We start from the raw sequence: 18,565 nt of genomic DNA, 5'->3' as shown, positions 1-18,565 counted from the left end.
AAAATTTAATGTGACCTAGTAACCAGCGCATAGCTTGCTACGCTGGTTTTTTATTAAGATTTAAATTGATTAATCTGAACGCGTAGCTAGCCAAGTACTCATTTCTGGCCAGACTGCAGTGGGGGCTTGGCTTCCGGAAACAACTCCCATATGACCACCTGGCACGACCTTAAATGTTTTGTCTTGGCTGCTAATTAAATCCATAAGCGGTTTGACGGCTTCTGCTGTAACAATAATATCTGTGCTCCCGCCCACAGCGAGTACTGAGCATTCAATATCTTTTAGATAGGCTGTAAGTTCACCGAATTTAATTACCCCATTAGATAGCTCATTATCAATCCAGAAACGGAGGATAATGTCCCGCATGACTCCACCCGGATAGGCGAGCATATTATCGATAAATGAACTTGAGGTTGCATGGTCGACAATAAATTCTCGGTTATCAAGATTCTTAAAAAGTTCCCAATATGTTTTCAAATTTCCAATCGGGTCCGTTAATTTAAAACCTAGTGTGTTTTGCCATCCATGAATATGAAATGCTTCACTTGGCACATGGTGACGGATACGAAATGGTGTATGTTTACGAATCCATTCAGCAGGTTTAGTCAGGCTGCCATAAATTTTTCCCATATAGCCCGCTTTATGTGTATCGATAGGGGAAGCAAGAATAATCAGATTTTTAATATCTTTATCTTTAAATAATGCGGTATAGCAGAGCGAAAGTGCACCGCCTAAACTCCAGCCATGTAAAGAAAGTTGTTGCTGACCACTATGGGCGCGAACTTGCTTTAACATTTCAGGCATAAAGACTTTAATGTAGGTGCCGAAATTGTATTTTGCTTGGTGTCGGGTGGGCACGCCCCAGTCAATGAGATAGACATCAAAGCCTTGTGCCAAAAAGAAGCGTACAAAACTACGGGTAGGAAATAAATCATAAATGAGCATGTTGACTGCTAATGGCGGAACAATAACTAAAGGTACGCGGTGTTTACGCGTAGGCGCATCAGTCTCATTTCTATAATGTCTTAAGCTAATAATTTCATGCTTATAGATCACGTCAAAAGGTGTTTTTCCTGACAAGGCAATTTCAGGGCCTCTAAAAAATAGATCCGATGCATTGATCAGCATGTGAGGTATTTTTTGACCAGCACGTGTCTGAAGAGATTTTTTAATGGACTGTAGCTGTGGAACGTTCTTTCGAACTTTAAGCAATAAACTCATTGAATATAAAACCTATAAAGATGTTGCCCAGAGCAATAACGAGCTGGTCTTTTGAGGATATTAAAGGGAATGAGTGGCAAGTTCAGTGACCCAAAAGACAGTATTTCTTTTGAAATATATCAAGTCGAAATTTTTTAAAACTAATTTGAGAAGTAATTATCTAAAACTTATAAAACTGTCCTATATGAATAAAAATAAAAATTTACGAGAAAATATATAAATTTTTCCAAAATTTCGATTCCATTAAAATTTTAAGAAAACTAAAAAATATGTCGTTAAATGGTCATTTTTGTCGTCAAAAGAAGTTCTTCTATTAAGTGTAATTAAATAGTATTTCCTTTTCCAATAACAAAAAAAAGGAAACCTCAATGGCAACTTATGGCAATGATCAAAAAGGTTTATGGTTAAAGTTCGATAATTTTACTTCAAATGATATTAGGCAAATTGAATATATAAATAATGTCTTATATGTCACTAATTATTTAGGAACTTACTATTCATTTAATTTTAACTCCCTTGCTAAAGCCCGTATGATTTTTAGTGATGGGATGGAAAAACAGGTTTCTTTTGTAAGCGGGGGCAATGGTCTAAATATTTCGACGGCAAATAGTGAGTGGATTGTAGGTACAAACTCGGCCGATCTAATCAATAGTAATGCTGGAAATGACCGTCTGTTTGGGGGAGTAGGAGACGATATTTATCAATTCACCAAAGGAGATGGTGTAGATAAAGTCACTGACTATAGTGGAAATAACACCATCCAGTTCATGGCTAGTAATTTGGCAGATATATCCATCCAAGGGAATGGTAGTAATTTAGAGATCAAATATTCTGATACTGATACAGTGTTAATTGAAGGAAATATAAGTAGCTTTAAATTTTTAGATGGTACAACTGCCACACTCGATCAATTACTCACAAATAAAACTATTACGCTCACTGGCACCAAAGGCAACGAAACGATTAATGGCTTTGCATCCAATGACATTATCAATGGGCTTGAAGGTAACGATACATTAAACGGAAACGCGGGGAACGATACCTTAAATGGGGGCGCTGGCGATGATAAGTTATATGGTGGAACCGGTAATGACTTGACTGTAGGTGGAACTGGAAATGATTGGTTGGCTTCAGGAAGTGGCGACGATACTTATCAATTTAGCAAAGGAGATGGTAACGATACAATTAATGACTACTCGGGCACAAACATCATTCAAATTATGGATGTTTCCTCAAAAGACATCACATTTACCACCAACAATAATAATGAGTTAGTCATTAATTATTCAGCAACGGATAGCATCACTTTAAAAGCCTATATTAATAACTATATTCTTTCAGATGGCGTGGTTCAAACCTATCAACAGTTTCTAACAGGAAAAACTGCGACATGGAATGGGACAGATAATGCCGATAACTTTTCGGGTACTCTTCCCAATGATGTGATTACTGGAGGCAAAGGTAATGACACTCTAAATGGTCGTGAAGGTGATGACACTTACCGTTTTTCTTTAGGCGATGGAATAGACACAATTAATGGTGATTATTCGGGTAACAACACGATTGTGTTTACAGATGTTAAATCTACCGATGTTCAATACAGTTTTGATAAAACCACTTTAAATATTCAATACGGCGATAGTGATATTGTTAAGCTAACTGGATATCTTGCCAACAATAATAAAAACTTTAGTATTCAATTTGCCGATGGCGTGACGATTGAACGTGCTCAACTAGACACAGCGGTTGGAGTGAATTATTGGGTACGTGCACTTGTTGCTACAACAAATAGTAATCCAGATTTTAAATATATTTTTCCTTCTACTGCACCTGATTACCTACTCGATGCAAATGGACAAGCACCTGCATGGTGGAGTCCTTTTAGTAAAGCTCAACAGGACTTTATGACTCAGGTTTACCATAAAGCTTCTGAGTTTTCGGCGTTAACTTTTACTTTAACGGACAATGCATCACAGCTTAATACGGTTGCTGCGTACCGTAATAGCACTGCTGCCACGGCTTATGCACAGTATCCGAGCGGAGCTTTTGTTGGTTCAGATGTGGCTTTTGGGCCTGATTTTTGGTTTGATCCAGCGGGCACTTGGGTGACTGCAAGCTACCCACATGAGTTGGGGCATGCTTTAGGGTTACGGCATACCTTTGAAGGTTCCACCATTAACAGTTTCTCAAAAGAAGAAGACACACGGGCATGGTCAGTGATGTCATATGACCGTACTGGTATGTCATATGACGGATCTTTTGCGCCGTTTGATATTGCGGCTTTGCAAGCGATATATGGAGTCAATAGTTCAACCCGTGCAGGTAATGATAGCTATGTGTTTGATGGCACTAAAGGCGTATTGGTATGGGATGGTGCAGGCGTCGATACAATCAATGCAAGCAACGCTGCCCAAGCCGCTACCATCGATCTTAATCAAGGTGGCTGGAGCTATATTGGTGAAAAATCTCCTCATATATCGAGTGCAAACCAACTCAGCATCAATCTTGGAACCCAGATTGAAAATGCAATTGGCGGGGCTTACGATGATATTTTAATTGGGAACAATTTATCTAATCGACTCGAAGGTGGAGCTGGAAACGATACCTTAAAAGGAAATTGGGGAGACGACGTTCTATTGGGTGGTGCAGGAAATGACCTGCTAGATGGTGGAAAAGGTACGGATAGCCTGATTGGTGGAACGGGTGACGATATTTATTATGTAGACAATGTCAGCGATAGCATTTTAGAAAATGTTGCTGAGGGCAACGATAAAGTAATCTCGGATATAAATTATACATTAGGAGATAACGTAGAAAACCTCACTTTAAATGGTGCGGATAATTTAAACGGCAACGGAAATGCGCTGAATAACGTACTTATTGGTAATGTTGGCAACAACATTTTAAATGGATTTGCCGGAAATGACACATTGAACGGTGGCGAAGGAAACGACACTTTAGATGGCGGAGTCGGCAATGATAGTCTCGATGGCGGAATTGGGATTGATACGCTGATTGGAGGCTTGGGTGATGACATCTATTATGTTGATAATATTAGCGACGTCATTATCGAGAAGATTAATGAAGGGTTTGAGACCGTTAACTCAACCGTGAGTTATACATTAGATAGCGGCAATGCGCTAAATAATTTGAATCTATTAGGGATAGATAATATTGATGGAACGGGGAATGGAAATGGCAATACGATTGTTGGGAACAGTGCTAATAACATTTTAAGCGGTGGTACCAATAATGATGTTTTAAATGGTGGTGCGGGTAATGACATTTTAAATGGTGGAAAAGATAACGATACCTTAATTGGCGGCTTAGGTTCTGACACTGCGTTATATAAATTATTAAATACAAACGATGTGACGGGTGGTAACGGAGCTGATGTTTGGAAAGATTTTAAAGTCGGCGATACATTAACCGACAGTGAAGCTGACAAAATTGATATTAGTGAACTGCTCATCAATTATGCCAATAGCGGCACTGTAAACTCTATTTTTTCTTATCTCTCATTAGACCTCAATGGAAATAACAGTATTTTAAGTATTGACCGAGATGGTGCAGGAACTACTTATAACAGTACTTCTTTTTTAACCTTAAATAATGTGAATACTACCTTAAATAGTTTATGGGAAAACCATCAGATCCTTGTCTAAATAGATATATGACAAGTGACTAGCTCATTTGAAAAAGATGCTTAGGGGAGGCAGCTTAAGCATCCTTTTAATAGTAGCGAACTTCAATGAACTGCTAAATAAGTGATTAAACCTCAGAAAAATAAATCCATTGAATTGTATTCAATGAAACAATGAAGGAATAAAAAATGGGAATTCTAGCTAAAGTCTTTGATCGAGGTGCCCACTTTCCTGTGCGCCATATGAGTTTTAATTTTAATCAGTCTCAACCTACTTTATTTAAGGATAACCCTTGGGGAGAGTACTGGCTGGCAACCTTGTCTGCTATGTTTCCTGCGGGTGAGCGATTTTTTGTACATAGTGTAAGAAACTTACAAAATCAGGCTAAAACAGAAAGACTTCAAAAAGATATTGCAGCCTTTATTGGACAAGAGGCGATGCATGCCAAAGAACATGAACATCTGAACCAACTTATACAGTCATCTGGACTCGATACCAAGCCTGTTTCAGCCAATGTGGAATGGTTAATGGCTAGGCTAAAAAAATATTTCACACCCACCCAGCAATTAGCAATTACTTCGGCTGCTGAACATTTTACGGCCATTATTGCACGGCAAATTATGAAACGTTCCGATTTGCAGGAGCGTTTATCGAGTAATGAAACTCTAAAAAATATCTGGTTATGGCATGCGATAGAAGAAAGCGAACATAAAAGTGTGGCCTTCGATTTATATCAAGATGCTTCGGGAAACAATTTTATTCGTCTCGTCGTCATGCCATTTGTGACTTTATATATGGCAGGAATAATGACAGCAGGTACGGTGTATTTGGGCATAACTCACTTTTCCGTATGGAAGTTACTTCACCTAAAAGAATTTAATACATTAATTCTTGGGAAGAATGGCTTTTTAAGTACTTTATGGAAAGATTATTTGGACTATTACAAATTAGATTTTCATCCAGAACAGCACGATTCAAAACCTTGGGAAGAAATTACTAAAGCACAACTTGGGTTTAGTTCATAGCTTATTTATCTATCGGCTCATTTTTAAATGTCCAATCGTAAGAGATTGGACATTTAAGCTGAAAAACTGATGAATTAGGTTCTTTCAGAATCTAGCATTTCATTGTTTTTAACAACGTCTTGTGCTTTTTGATAGCTTTCGATGAGCATTTGGTATGGTGGGAAAATTGCACTATAGGCAGCTGCAAAGTCTGCTGCATCACTACGATGCCATGTTTTTTGTAGCTCTGAACACACAGCCGCTGTATCAATTGGCACCACGCCAGCTTGAACAACTCGAGCTAAGGTAATTTCTTGAGCCATTTTTGAATATGTTCCAGATGCATCAATAACAGCAAAGACTTGGAAACCTTCAGCAACTGCGCTAATGCTTGGGAAAGCCATACATACGCTGGTAATTGTACCTGCAATAATCAGTTGTTTTTTACCTGTCGCTTTGACCGCTTCAACAAAGTCAGGGTTATCCCAAGCATTAATTTGTCCTTTACGAGCAACATATTGTGCATGAGGAGCAAACTGGTGAATTTCTGGAATCAAGGGACCATTTGGACCTTGAGGAACAGAAGCAGTAGTAATGACAGGTACATTACATAGGGTTGCAACTTTAGCCAGTGTGACTACATTTGCACGTAACTCAGGAACAGTAAGATCTTTTACAGTTTGAAATAAGCCACTTTGATGATCGATTAGTAGCATTGCGACATTATTTGGGTCGATTACAGGTGCTTGACCGTTAAAATTTGCTGGTGTACTCATTTTATGCTCCACTTTATTTCGATAAATTTAAAGTTGGAAGGATGACTAAATAAAACAGGGGGATAACTGCTTTTGTATAGTTATTCACTTCTTGTTTAATTAAGATATAACGAAAATATGAGCCTAGAAGCTGCCGAAATTTGATTTTAGTGTTCTATTATTTGAACAATAAGAGGTAGGAAATGCAGGATTTAAACGATCTATATTACTTTGCAAAAATTGTTGAATATGGTGGTTATTCTGCTGCGGCTAGGGCATTGGATATTCCAAAATCAAAACTGAGCCGAAGAGTTGCACTTTTAGAAGAAAGACTCGGTGTGCGATTATTGCATCGTTCCACGAGACAATTTAGCGTGACAGAACTCGGTCAACAATATTATCAATATTGTCATGCCATTTTGATTGATGCTGAAAATGCCCAAGAATTTATTGATTTAAACCAGTCTGAGCCTCGCGGAACGATACGGGTGTCTTGTCCGCCTGCGTTATTGCATCATCACATGGGTGAGTTTCTGACCAAATTTATGCTGCAATTCCCAAAAATAAAAATCTACATTGATGTGACTAACCGAAATGTTGATGTTTTAAATGAAGGTATTGATATTGCTTTTCGTGTTCGCTATCCGCCACTCAAAGATAGTGGTTTGGTCATGAAAAAATTTGTGACCAGTGATCAGTGTTTAGTCGCGCACCCTCGGGTTTTATCTAAGCAGCCGATACCTCAAACTTTAGATGAATTGCATCAGTTCAGAACCATTGGGCTTGGCAATGCAGAACAACAAAGTGTGTGGGTACTTCATCATCAAGAACATGGAACAACGCACTTCCAGCATGACCCTGATTTAATTGTGAATGACATGACTGGGGTATTACAGGCTGTTATTCATGGTTTAGGTATTGCTCCTTTACCGATCATGATGGCTCACGAATATATTTTGCGTAAAGAACTGATTGTGGTTTTACCTGAATGGAAACCTACAAGCGGTATTGTCCACGCAGCTTATGCCTCTAGAAAAGGATTATTGCCTGCCATCAAAAGGTTGTTGGATTTTTTAGAAGAGCAGTTTAATCAACTTGATAAGAATTTATTAGGCTATCGATAACTGATACAAATAACAGAATCGACTATTACATGAGCTACTGAGATATCAATTAATAGATTTGAAACTAACGAACATTGTTTTTAGTTTCTTTAACTGACTTATTCCATTGTTTAGATTTTAATAATGAGTACTCATTAAAAGATCAAGATATCCAAATATCTTGATCTTTTTTGCATAGATTGAATGAGTTTATTAAGCGACCACTTTAATTACTTTGGTTGTAGCATCGTAGTCTTTCAAATTGACGTGATGCAGTTTATGTTTAATCACAAAACCAAACTCGGGCCAAATAATATGGTTACGACCCGCGTCATCTAGATAATAGCTTTTACATACATCTGGTCTTACTGGCATTTTGGCTAATCGTTTATCTATACGGTCATTAAAACGTTTTTGAACATCTGCTTTGACTTCAACACGGTTAAGACGTTGCTGCTCGATTAACTTCACCATTTTTGCAATATAAACGGATTGCTGCTCAGCGGTCCACATCACTGAGCCCACGGTGTTTTGGGAGTTTGGCCCTAGCATCATAAACATGTTGGGAAAACCATGAATTGACATTCCCATGTATGCACGTGGTTGTCGCTGCCACACATCGCTTAAACTACGGCCATCTGCACCTTTAATAATTTTATAAATCGCAGGTTCTGCGACCGCATAGCCAGTTCCGAAAATAATGGTATCTACTTTAATTTCTTTTCCGTCTTCACCAACTACACCGTTTTCAGTGATATGAGATAAGCCTTGGAAGAGGACAGTCACATTCGGTTTGGCTAAAGCGCTATACCAGTTATTAGAAAACATTGGGCGCTTACAACCTAAGGTATGCGTTGGTGTTAATGCCTTACGCATTTCTGGATCTTTAACACCTAAGTTGATATTTAACTTTCCTAAAGCATGCAGTTTTCGCATGATATTTTCATTCATGAAAATAGGAAGTGAAGGCTCTAAACTCCACAATGCACTTTCACGAATAATTTTTTCTAAAATTGGCGCTTTTTTAAAGGTAACTTTTACGATGTTTGGAACCGCAAAATCCGGTTTTGGTAAAACCCATGACGGCGTACGTTGGAAACTGTAAAGATGGCCGACTTTAGGTTGAATGGCAGGTAAAAATTGAATGGCTGAGGCACCGCTACCAATTACCGCTACTTTTTCATCTGTTAAATCATGCTCATGATTCCACTTGCCTGAGTGAAACATAGTGCCTTTAAACTTTTCTTGACCCGGGAAGCTCGGCATTTTTGCTTCACCAATAAAACCTGTCGCAGGTACAAAGATTTTTGCACTATATTTTTTGCCATCACGTGTGCTAACGAGCCAGCGATTTAGGTCATTATCCCATTCGGCATTAATTACTTCAGTGTTGAGTTTAACCTGATTTACGATTTCAAACTTATGAGCCACATCTTCTAAATATTGGCGAATTTCGGCTTGAGGGGCATAGGTTCGCGACCAGTTCGGATTGGGTGCATAGCCCAGAGAGTACATTTCACTCGGTACATCACAAAATAGGCCCGGGTAATCATTTAAAGCCCATGTGCCGCCAATACGGCTAGCCATATCTAAAATAACGACGTTTTTAATTCCTTGCTCTTTTAACTTGATGCAAGTACTTAAACCTGAAGGACCAGCTCCGATAATAAGTACATCTACAAGTTGAGTCGGAGTAGAGGGTTTGACTAATTTATTCATAGAAAAATCCTGAAATAAAATATAAATGACTTGGCTGATAGAGTTACGTGCAGCCTTAAATGGAACGATCAGTGTTCTGAAATTGTTGAATTAAGTACTGAGCGATAGCGTTAGGTTGTTCAGCTTGTAAAAAATGACCGCAGTCGGGAACATAGACACTCTCAATTCCTTGTGGGAAATAAGATGTTTGAGCTAAGGTGTTATGTAGCCGTATATTCATACAGCCATCGTCTATACCCGCTAAAGCCAGTGTGGGTGTGGTGACTGGGCTTAATAAGTGCCGATTTGCTCTGAGATTGTCCGAATTTAAAACTGCAAATAAGTTGTGGTAATAGCGGGTAGCCGCCCAAGCAATATCTGGATTTTGAAAAGCCGCACGAGTGGGCGAAAAATCAGATTCAGTAAATTTCCAAGTAGGCGACCATTTACGCCAGATTTTTTCTACAAAACTTGCGTTGTTACGAGATAACGCCTGTTCAGCAAATCTTGATTGCATGAGCAACATATAAGAAGACATGTAGAGTTGACGTGGAAAATGAGGTAACGCTTTAAAAACATTTTTAAAGCTAGGAATCGGAGGAACGGCTAACAAGCTAACGCTATACAAAGCTTGTGGCTGCCCACTTGCAAAGCTCATTGCAATTGCGGCTCCCCAGTCATGTCCTACGAGGTGAGCTTTATTCTTTAAGCGTCCTTTTGCTTTTAAAAGCTCTAGCCAAGCTGCTAAATCTGCTAGAGCAGAGGCGAGACCGTAATGTGCCTGTCGATTTACAGAATCTTGGGTGTAACCACGCAACCAAGGGACAAAAACTTGATAGCCTGCTTTCACGAGTAAAGGATATACATGGTCCCAACTATGTGGTGTGTCGGGGAAACCGTGAAGTAGTACAACCAACGGGGCATTGGCTTCGCCATATAAAGCTGCACTTAAGGTGAGTCCATCACGGTATAACGTTAATTGCTCGACTTGAATCATGGCAATGCTCAGCTTTTCATTTTTGAAGAGAGGGCTTTGACATAAGTCTCTGCTGCTAATTGAGCAGCGGGTGACTGAGCTAAATAGGCTAAAGCTTTTTCGACATCACCATCATATTCAGGGTGATAGCTCAATTTGCTCCATCCTTTTAAAGCAGTCAAAATCATGCCGAGATCAGGTAAACTTTTCTTTTTCTTTGCAGTTTTTTGAAATAGCCAGACTAAAGCAAATGGATTTTTTTTAGCAATTCTTTGCGCCTCTTTGGTTCCATCGAGGTGACAAAGATAGACCGTTGAACCCAGCCAGAACCCAACCATTGCAACAAAGGCAAAACTCATGCTGAGCTGTCTGCCTAAATAACCTTTAACGCCGTCTCCAGCTAAAGCTCGATAGGCATCATAGCCAACTGTGCGATGCTCAACTTCTTCAGCACCGTGCCAGCGTACAATATCTAGCATGGCTGGATCTGCACTTTCTAGGCCTTCTGCATCTAAAGCCCATGTTCCAAAGAAACAAAAATAGTGTTCAAGCCCTGCGATAATACCCATACGAAAGGCAAGCCACTGTTTTGGGTAGCGCTTAAAAGGCCCGTAAATTCCGAACGGGGTGTCGCCCATAAAACCATCTTTAAAGAACCAGTTTAAAAAATCTTTAAATGGAGTCGGGTCTATTCCATGAGTTTGAAAATAAATCTCTGCACCTTTGTGAGCATTGGCATGGGCCGCTTCTTGGGCAATAAAGCCGCGTATATCTGCCTTTAGATTTTTATCTTCAACATAGGGCAAAGTTTTATTTGCTAGACGGCAAAACCAGTGCTCAACAGCAGGTAAAAGTACGTGCATGCTGTTGAGCACATGCGTGGTTAACACATCGTTTGGAACCCAATGACGAGGGGTTTGAGAAAAATCAAAATGTACTTTCCGTGCAACGATGTGGTGATCAATAAATGTGCTCATAGTAGAATCCTGCCTACTTAAATCAGATCGAAATTGACTCAATTTTTTTGATCAAGCTACGAGATTTGACGTATCCATTGGCTGCAAACCACTGCAATGCATCACGTACTGCAATTTCAACGGGCGTTTGTGGAAGTCCGAGTTCTTGAATGGCTTTTGTACAATTAAAAGAAGTACCGAGTTGACCAATTTTGGCTGCTGAAGGCGTTACAAGAGGTGCTTTATGGGTAATGTGCTCTGTTACCCACAAAGCTGCATGACCTGCAATTTGAGATGAGACGCCTTCAACTACACTTGGAATGGTCATTACTGGGCGCCAGATGCCTAAAAGCTGATGAACCGTTTTTGCCATCGTTACGCCGTCAAGGTCTCGATTACCTAAAATATAAGTTTCACCCGTTTTACCTTTTTGTGCGGCTAACACATGACCCTTTGCGACATCACGTACATCAATCATGTTGTTAATTGCACCCGGCACAGCAAGGGCAGGCATGGTAGCGATGGTGAGTAATAGTTTTCCGGTCGGCGTTGGGGCAATATCTTGCGGACCAATTGGACCTGTCGGGCAGACAATCACAATATCTAAGCCGCCCGCAGCAAACTGTAAGGCAACTTGATGTGCTTCAAATTTTGTTAAAACGTAAGCATCTCCAGTCGCGCCTAAAGCAAATGGACTTGTTTCGGTGGCCTGAATGCCTTTTGGTTGACCTGCAAAACATGCGCCTGTACTGGTGTAAACAACACGTTTAACTCCTGCCTTTTTTGCAGCATTGAGTACGGTCCGTGTTCCTTCAACATTGACTTTACGCATAAGCTCAGGCTTCGGAAGCCATAAGGCATAAATTGCGGCAGTGTGAAAAACTAAATCACAACCCGCCACCGCTTCATCCATTTTTGCTGGGTCGGTAATGTCGCCTGCAATTAACTCAACCTCTAACCCTTCTAAATTGGTTAATTTTTCTTGAGGCAAATGCAACACACGTACTTCGTAATTTTCATTTAATAAGGTACGTACAATGTGGGAACCAATAAAACCAGCACCACCAGTAACCAGAGCTTTCATATTTCACCAATCTTTATTAGATTTTTATCCTGTACAAAGTGGATAAAAATGCGGCAACTTAGTAAGGGGTACTATGCCGAATCTGAAATATGTGTCATAGTTCTTGAAATGACAGTTTTGACCATTTCACGACATTTTATCGAGAAAAATAAAGAGAGCGTATTGTGAATCCGTCTTTACCTGGAACCTATGTCAGCCTAATGGCAGATGTTGTCCAAAAGCTGAATATATCTCCTGAAGTACTCTTGGAAGGAAGCGGCGTATCCGTCGGGCAATTGTCGGAACCTTTTTGGTATTTAGATTTTGATGTCTTTAATCATTTACTAAATAGAGCAGTTGAGCTGACTCATGAACCTGCTTTAGGGGTCTATCTTGGCCTGCAAATGACGGTTTCTTGTCATGGGTCTGTCGGTCTTGCTGCAATGGTTTCACAAAATTTGGGTGAAGCTTTAAATGTCATGGAGCAGTTTATTGGGCTACGTTGTCCAGCGTTAAAACCACGCCTTGAGATAGAAAATGATTTAGCTTTTTTATATTTAGATCAGCCCATGGCAAACTTTAAAATGGGAATTGTAGGGATGACATTTTTGATGGTGGGCTTTGCTCAAATGTCGAATGCCATTACCGGACAAAAATTAGAAATAAAAGCTGAATTAAATTACCAAGAACCCGCTTTTTTAGAGCAGGTTCAAGAACTATTACCATGCGAGATTCACTTTAACCAACCCTTTAATCGATTGGTTTTTCCAGAAGCTTACTTAGCGCTGCCATTAATTATGGCTGATCCATTAGCCGCTCGTTTAGCTCGTGAACAGTGTAAGCATGATTTAAATAAGTTAGTTGCTAAACGTGGTGAAAAACATCCACTAACGGCTTTAGTACGTGAGTTACTTTTTGATGAAGTAGAAGGCTTCTTTAAAATGAAAGATGTTGCTGAGAAGCTTCATTTAACGGAAAGGACTTTGCAACGTCAGTTAGCGAAAGAGGGAGTAACTTTTCAAGTTTTGGTCGATCAGGTTAGAGAAAGATATGCAAAGAAATTATTGAACCATCATGAATATAGTATTTCTTTTATTTCTGAAAAACTGGGCTATTCGGAAGTCACTCATTTTACACGAGCGTTTAAACGCTGGACAAATCAAACTCCAAAACAATATCGAAATTTAAGAGAAAGCCCTTCATAAATTTTTTTACTGAATGCTAAAAATAATATTTTGATTTATTTAGTTATTCTTAAGTAAAGGGAGTTTTTGTAAAGTTTGTTTGTGATTTTTTTAAATATTAAAAAATAAAATATAATTATTTTACAATCCATTAGGAATGTAATTAGAAAGTAGTATATATGGAATTTGTTTTTAATGGTTTTTATACACTAATTTCCGCGGTTATCGTCTTGTTATTGGGCCGCTTTCTTGTTAATCGAATTGATTTTTTAAAACGCTACAATATTCCCGAACCTGTAGCAGGTGGCTTGGTGGCTGCGGTTGTTTCGCTACTTGTCCATACAGTATGGGGATATAGCATTGTTTTTAGTAGCGAATTACAAACCAGCTTTATGCTCGTATTCTTTGCTTCTATTGGTTTAAGTGCCAATTTTATGAAGCTTAAAGAAGGCGGTATGGCTTTGGTTATCTTCTTAGTCTGTGTAGCGTCCTTCATTGTTGTACAAAATGCGGTAGGCATGAGTCTTGCGACGTTGCTTGGTCTTGACCCACTCATTGGTTTAATTGCGGGTTCAATTACCTTAACAGGTGGTCATGGTACTGCGGGTGCTTGGGGTGAAATTTTAGAAACCCAGCATGGTATTCAGGGTGCGCTAGCTTTAGGTATGGCGAGTGCGACTTTTGGTTTGATTATTGGTGGTGTGATTGGTGGTCCATTAGCGAAACTGCTTATCAACCGTTATAGCCTTGCACAACCAAAAACCAATGCAGAGATTCAACAGCGCGATACGCATGTTGAGCAAAATTCTGATGATCTGGCCCCGTTTGAAAACCCGCATCAAGTTCGTTTAATTACAGCTGATAATGCAATTACTACACTGGGTATGTTTGCTGCGTGTTTGGCGTTTGCTGAATTTATGACAGGCTTTAGTAAAGGAACTTGGTTTGAGTTACCAACCTTTGTATGGGCGCTCGGTGGCGGCGTAATCTTAAGAAACATTTTAGAAAGCGTGTTGAAAATTGATATTTTCGACCGTGCGATTGATGTATTTGGTAATGCGTCTTTATCACTTTATTTAGCAATGGCATTGCTTTCATTAAAGCTTTGGCAACTTGCAGATTTAGCTGGTCCACTTGTGGTAATTTTGGGTGCTCAAACCATTACGATGGCGTTATATGCAGCATTTGTGACGTTCCGTGTAATGGGCAAAAACTATGATGCAGCGGTGTTATCAGCAGGGCATTGTGGTTTTGGTATGGGTGCGACGCCAACAGCGGTTGCAAATATGCAGGCGATTACCAACATGTATGGTCCATCGCATAAGGCCTTTTTAATTGTTCCGCTTTGTGGTGCATTCTTTGTCGACTTAATTAATGCGACAGTCATTCAGCTCATGTTGAAATTTGTTGTTTAATGAAAAAAGCCCGTAAGGGCTTTTTTTACGAGTGCTGTTTTATGAACATTAAAATAAAGAGATATTTTGTTCATAGGGATATTCTAAGTTTTTATTTTAGGACGATTTAAGTCATTTTATTTTTAGGATGCTTTTTCTCAAAAGTAATAATCGCCCTTAAACCTCGTTTCACATAGAATAAATTGCAGATAAATAAAATGAGAAATGTATGAGCTCAGAAGCACATTCAATTAGCTTGGTTGCCCCAGTGGTTTTATTGGCAGCGGCTGTCATTGCAGTCCCTATTTTTAAACGTATTGGTTTAGGTTCGGTATTAGGTTATTTAATTGCGGGTCTAATTATTGGCCCATTCGGTTTTGCTTTTTTTCAAGATTCCACCGCAATTTTGCATATTGCCGAGTTAGGAATTGTGATGTATCTATTTTTGATTGGCTTAGAGATGCAGCCATCACATTTATGGAGCCTTAGACGCGAAATTTTTGGCCTTGGTACATTACAGATCATCATTTGTGCACTGGCCTTGACTGGCGTCGGGCTGTTATTTGGTTTTACGTGGCAAGTCGCTTTTATTGGTGCGGCAGGGTTTGTATTAACTTCGACTGCAATTGTGATGCAGTTATTGGGTGATCGAGGTGATTTGACTCAGCCACGTGGGCAAAAGATTGTAGCCATCTTACTATTTGAAGATTTACTCATTGTGCCATTGCTGGCGATTGTCGCTTTTATGGCACCAAATCATGTGGTCGAAAGCACCTCTGTACGTTTAGAAAATATAGGAATTGGTTTAGTCGCAATTGCAGGTCTGATTGCCGCAGGTTATTGGTTACTTAATCCATTATTTAGACTCTTGGCGGCTGCTAAAGCCCGAGAAGTCATGACGGCCGCTGCATTATTGGTGGTGTTGGGCGCGGCATTACTGATGCAAGTGAGCGGTTTGTCTATGGCAATGGGTGCATTCTTAGCGGGTGTGCTTTTATCTGAATCGACATTTAGACATCAAATTGAAGCGGATATAGAACCGTTCCGAGGAATCTTGCTGGGCCTCTTTTTCCTTGGGGTCGGCATGTCGTTGGATTTGTCAGTGGTTGCTCAAAACTGGCAACTTATTGTAAGCGGTGTAATTGCACTCATGCTTGCCAAAGCACTCATGATTTATATTGTCGCGCGAATTACTAAAAGCCCTCATACAGAAGCGTTGGATCGTGCCTTACTTATGGCACAAGGCGGAGAGTTTGCCTTTGTACTTTTCTCAGCCGCGTTAAGTGCACAAGTCATTGACAGTACGATCAAATCTAATCTGACTGCTATTGTTGTGCTTTCAATGGTGTTGACTCCCATTGTAGGGATTATTTTTAAACGGTTTACTCAATTTAAAGCGAATGTTTCATTAGAAAACGTCAATATTGCCGAAGGGTTAAGCGGTAGCGTTTTAATGATTGGATTTGGACGTTTTGGACAGGTCACCAGTCAATTATTATTGGCAAGAGGTGTAGATGTCACCATTATTGACAATAATACAGACATGATTCGAAACGCTGAAAAATTTGGTTTTAAAATTTATTATGGCGATGGTTGTCGCTTAGATATTTTACATGCGTCTGGCGCTGCAACAGCGCAGGCGATTGTGGTGTGTGTAGACAGTAAAGAAACCACCAATAGAATTGTAGAACTCGTGACTCACGAATTTCCTTTGGCGAAATTGTTAGTCCGTTCATATGACCGCGAGCACTCATTGCATTTGGTCAAACAAAAAGTAGACTTTATGATTCGTGAAACATTTGAATCTGCAATTAAGTTTGGGGGCGTTATTTTACAAGAGCTGGGCGTGGATGAAGATGAAGTAGAAAGAATTACCGAGGAAATTCGAGATCTGGACAATGAGCGCTTTGAAACTGAAATTGCAGCAGATGACGTAAATGCGGGAGCAGGGATGCAATATACCCATGCTCATCATCCAAGACCAACAGCACCCTTGATTCGACCAAAACGGGAAGGGCAGATTTTAAATAAAGACAACACCTCAGATAATGATTCTTGATGCGTATAAAGTTGAGTAGAAGCTCTGTTTAGAAGCCTTTTACTCAATAATTTTATGGCGAGAAATGTTTAAACTGCTAAACCCGATACCCCCAATAATCAAACGATCCTAGCTTAAGGTCGTCAGATTTTTAGTCATATTAAGCCCAATTATAAATGCTCTAATGCTGTGCCTTTAACCGGGTTTCTACGCCAGTAATAAGGTTGCAAAAATCTAAGAAAAAGCTTCCACGGTGTGATCCATGCAATGCGTCGGTTGGCTTTTTTATTTTCCATAATTTGCTTTGCTAAATACGCACAAACAATTTCTGGCGGATCAATCACAAAGAAAAATAACCGTTTCATCTTTTTCCAGTTTTGGATGTTTCCATTGGTCCAAGAAGAAACTAACAGGTCTGTTGCCACCATGCCCGGACTAAGTGTGCCAGTTAAAATTGCTGTCGATTTAGTCTCTTTATAAAGTGCTTTACTGAAATAACTTACGGCCCGTTTTGTGGTGGCGTAAGGCGTCATGCCTGCACTCCATTCGCCGTTGCTTCCCCAACCTTCCATATTAAAGATTTGACCATAACCTTGTTTAAGCATTCCCTTTAGAGCTACTTGTGAGCCAAGCATCGTGCCTAGAATATTGGTTGAAACGGCTGCGTTTAACTCTTCTGGCTGAAGGTCGATAAAGTCTTTGGTGGGGTGGCAGCTTCCTGCGTTATTAATCCACACATCGACTTGCCCAAAGCGCTCAATTGCACCATCCCATAGGGTTTGCACATCTGACACTTGAGTCACATCGCAACATAGACCCATGAATTTTTCTTTATTGAAATGAGTTTCTAATTGAGAAAGCGCATGGTTCAGATGTTCTGGGTTACGTCCAGCTATCACCACGGAACACCCAAGCTCTAAAAAAGCGTGGGCGAGGGCTAAACCAATCCCTTTGGTACTTCCTGTAATGACCACACTGCAAACTTCAGTTTTAGATAGGCTCATTGAAATCTCTATATAAAATTTTTTAACTATTTAGAAAAAGTATTAAATAACTCAAGATCAATTAGTAGTTTGCTCATTTAATAAGATGAGATAGACAATAGATAAACTTATCATCGAAAGATTCATTACGATAGGGTTATAAGGCAAGATAAGCGTTGATGGTATTAAAAAACCAATTAAAAGAAGCAGTCCAAGCAAACCCAAAATACTTAAATAGTGAATATATTTATGTGCAGTAAAGAGAAAACATAAACCAAAAATGATTTCGGCTATACCAGTTGCGTGGCCCGCAAGTTTCGCATTTTCTAGAGATAATCCCATCCATTGCCACACAAAGATTTCATCAGAGTTAAGAAATAGAAATTTTGGAACGAGGCCTTGATAGATCCATAAAAAAGTAAGTACAAGGTTTATAAATTTGAAGATATTAATATTTTTCATGGAAATTACTTTAAGGGTTTAAAATGTATATAATTTCATATTCATTATGGTCGGGCGAAAGAGGGACGCTTTCGGGTGTGCTAG

Annotated in this window: 14 protein-coding genes; 6 read left to right on the top strand and 8 right to left on the bottom strand. The window is 39.5% G+C overall.

Annotated elements, in window-relative coordinates:
• Nucleotides 1-69: 69 nt before the first annotated feature.
• The gene (locus OD757_RS02545) at nt 70-1,221 is read right to left on the bottom strand and encodes an alpha/beta fold hydrolase (protein ID WP_263030761.1); all 1,152 of its coding nucleotides are present in this window, start codon (nt 1,219-1,221) and stop codon (nt 70-72) included.
• Nucleotides 1,222-1,589: 368 nt separating this feature from the next.
• Here OD757_RS02545 and OD757_RS02540 point away from each other — a divergent pair, with 368 nt between their 5' ends.
• The gene (locus tag OD757_RS02540) at nt 1,590-4,886 is read left to right on the top strand and encodes a M10 family metallopeptidase C-terminal domain-containing protein (protein ID WP_263030760.1); all 3,297 of its coding nucleotides are present in this window, start codon (nt 1,590-1,592) and stop codon (nt 4,884-4,886) included.
• A gap of 167 nt (nt 4,887-5,053) precedes the next feature.
• The gene (locus OD757_RS02535) at nt 5,054-5,890 is read left to right on the top strand and encodes a metal-dependent hydrolase (RefSeq protein WP_263030759.1); all 837 of its coding nucleotides are present in this window, start codon (nt 5,054-5,056) and stop codon (nt 5,888-5,890) included.
• A gap of 74 nt (nt 5,891-5,964) precedes the next feature.
• Here the strand turns inward: OD757_RS02535 and OD757_RS02530 are convergent, their stop codons facing one another.
• Nucleotides 5,965-6,645 carry a hydrolase gene (locus OD757_RS02530; protein WP_032033394.1) on the bottom strand — a complete coding sequence of 227 codons (681 nt, stop codon included), beginning with the start codon at nt 6,643-6,645 and terminating at the stop codon, nt 5,965-5,967.
• A 182-nt stretch (nt 6,646-6,827) separates the two neighbouring features.
• Here OD757_RS02530 and OD757_RS02525 point away from each other — a divergent pair, with 182 nt between their 5' ends.
• A complete protein-coding gene (locus tag OD757_RS02525) occupies nt 6,828-7,748 on the top strand; it encodes a LysR substrate-binding domain-containing protein (RefSeq protein ID WP_263030758.1) in 921 nt (306 codons plus the stop codon).
• 192 nt (nt 7,749-7,940) lie between these two features.
• Here the strand turns inward: OD757_RS02525 and OD757_RS02520 are convergent, their stop codons facing one another.
• From OD757_RS02520 to OD757_RS02505, 4 genes are read right to left on the bottom strand one after another with little or no spacing between them, the layout of a single operon-like run.
• Nucleotides 7,941-9,446: a flavin-containing monooxygenase gene (locus tag OD757_RS02520; protein WP_263030757.1), complete on the bottom strand. Its 1,506-nt coding sequence runs from the start codon at nt 9,444-9,446 to the stop codon at nt 7,941-7,943.
• A gap of 55 nt (nt 9,447-9,501) precedes the next feature.
• A complete protein-coding gene (locus tag OD757_RS02515; protein WP_263030756.1) occupies nt 9,502-10,422 on the bottom strand; it encodes an alpha/beta fold hydrolase in 921 nt (306 codons plus the stop codon).
• An 8-nt stretch (nt 10,423-10,430) separates the two neighbouring features.
• Nucleotides 10,431-11,378 (bottom strand): metal-dependent hydrolase, encoded by a 948-nt coding sequence (locus OD757_RS02510; protein WP_263030755.1) that lies wholly within the window; start codon nt 11,376-11,378, stop codon nt 10,431-10,433.
• 22 nt (nt 11,379-11,400) lie between these two features.
• A complete protein-coding gene (locus tag OD757_RS02505) occupies nt 11,401-12,441 on the bottom strand; it encodes an NAD-dependent epimerase/dehydratase family protein (protein WP_263030754.1) in 1,041 nt (346 codons plus the stop codon).
• Between the two features lie 164 nt (nt 12,442-12,605).
• Here OD757_RS02505 and OD757_RS02500 point away from each other — a divergent pair, with 164 nt between their 5' ends.
• From OD757_RS02500 to OD757_RS02490, 3 genes are all read left to right on the top strand, one after another.
• Complete coding sequence (locus tag OD757_RS02500; RefSeq protein ID WP_263030753.1) at nt 12,606-13,625, top strand: AraC family transcriptional regulator; 1,020 nt, start codon at nt 12,606-12,608, stop codon at nt 13,623-13,625.
• A 158-nt stretch (nt 13,626-13,783) separates the two neighbouring features.
• Nucleotides 13,784-15,019, top strand: a complete 1,236-nt coding sequence (gene gltS, locus OD757_RS02495; protein WP_049837058.1) for a sodium/glutamate symporter — start codon at nt 13,784-13,786, stop codon at nt 15,017-15,019.
• Nucleotides 15,020-15,227: 208 nt separating this feature from the next.
• Nucleotides 15,228-17,057 carry a monovalent cation:proton antiporter-2 (CPA2) family protein gene (locus tag OD757_RS02490; protein ID WP_263030752.1) on the top strand — a complete coding sequence of 610 codons (1,830 nt, stop codon included), beginning with the start codon at nt 15,228-15,230 and terminating at the stop codon, nt 17,055-17,057.
• Nucleotides 17,058-17,206: 149 nt separating this feature from the next.
• On the opposite strand, the gene OD757_RS02485 is transcribed toward OD757_RS02490, so the two are convergent.
• Together OD757_RS02485 and OD757_RS02480 are read right to left on the bottom strand one after the other, a co-directional pair.
• Nucleotides 17,207-18,040 carry an SDR family NAD(P)-dependent oxidoreductase gene (locus tag OD757_RS02485; protein ID WP_263030751.1) on the bottom strand — a complete coding sequence of 278 codons (834 nt, stop codon included), beginning with the start codon at nt 18,038-18,040 and terminating at the stop codon, nt 17,207-17,209.
• 57 nt (nt 18,041-18,097) lie between these two features.
• The gene (locus OD757_RS02480; RefSeq protein WP_263030750.1) at nt 18,098-18,481 is read right to left on the bottom strand and encodes a DoxX-like family protein; all 384 of its coding nucleotides are present in this window, start codon (nt 18,479-18,481) and stop codon (nt 18,098-18,100) included.
• Between the last annotated feature and the right edge of the window lie 84 nt (nt 18,482-18,565).

Origin of the sequence: Acinetobacter sp. AYS6, from assembly GCF_025630795.1 — a bacterium.
Classification (GTDB): domain Bacteria; phylum Pseudomonadota; class Gammaproteobacteria; order Pseudomonadales; family Moraxellaceae; genus Acinetobacter.
This window is presented reverse-complemented; position numbering and strand designations above follow the sequence as displayed.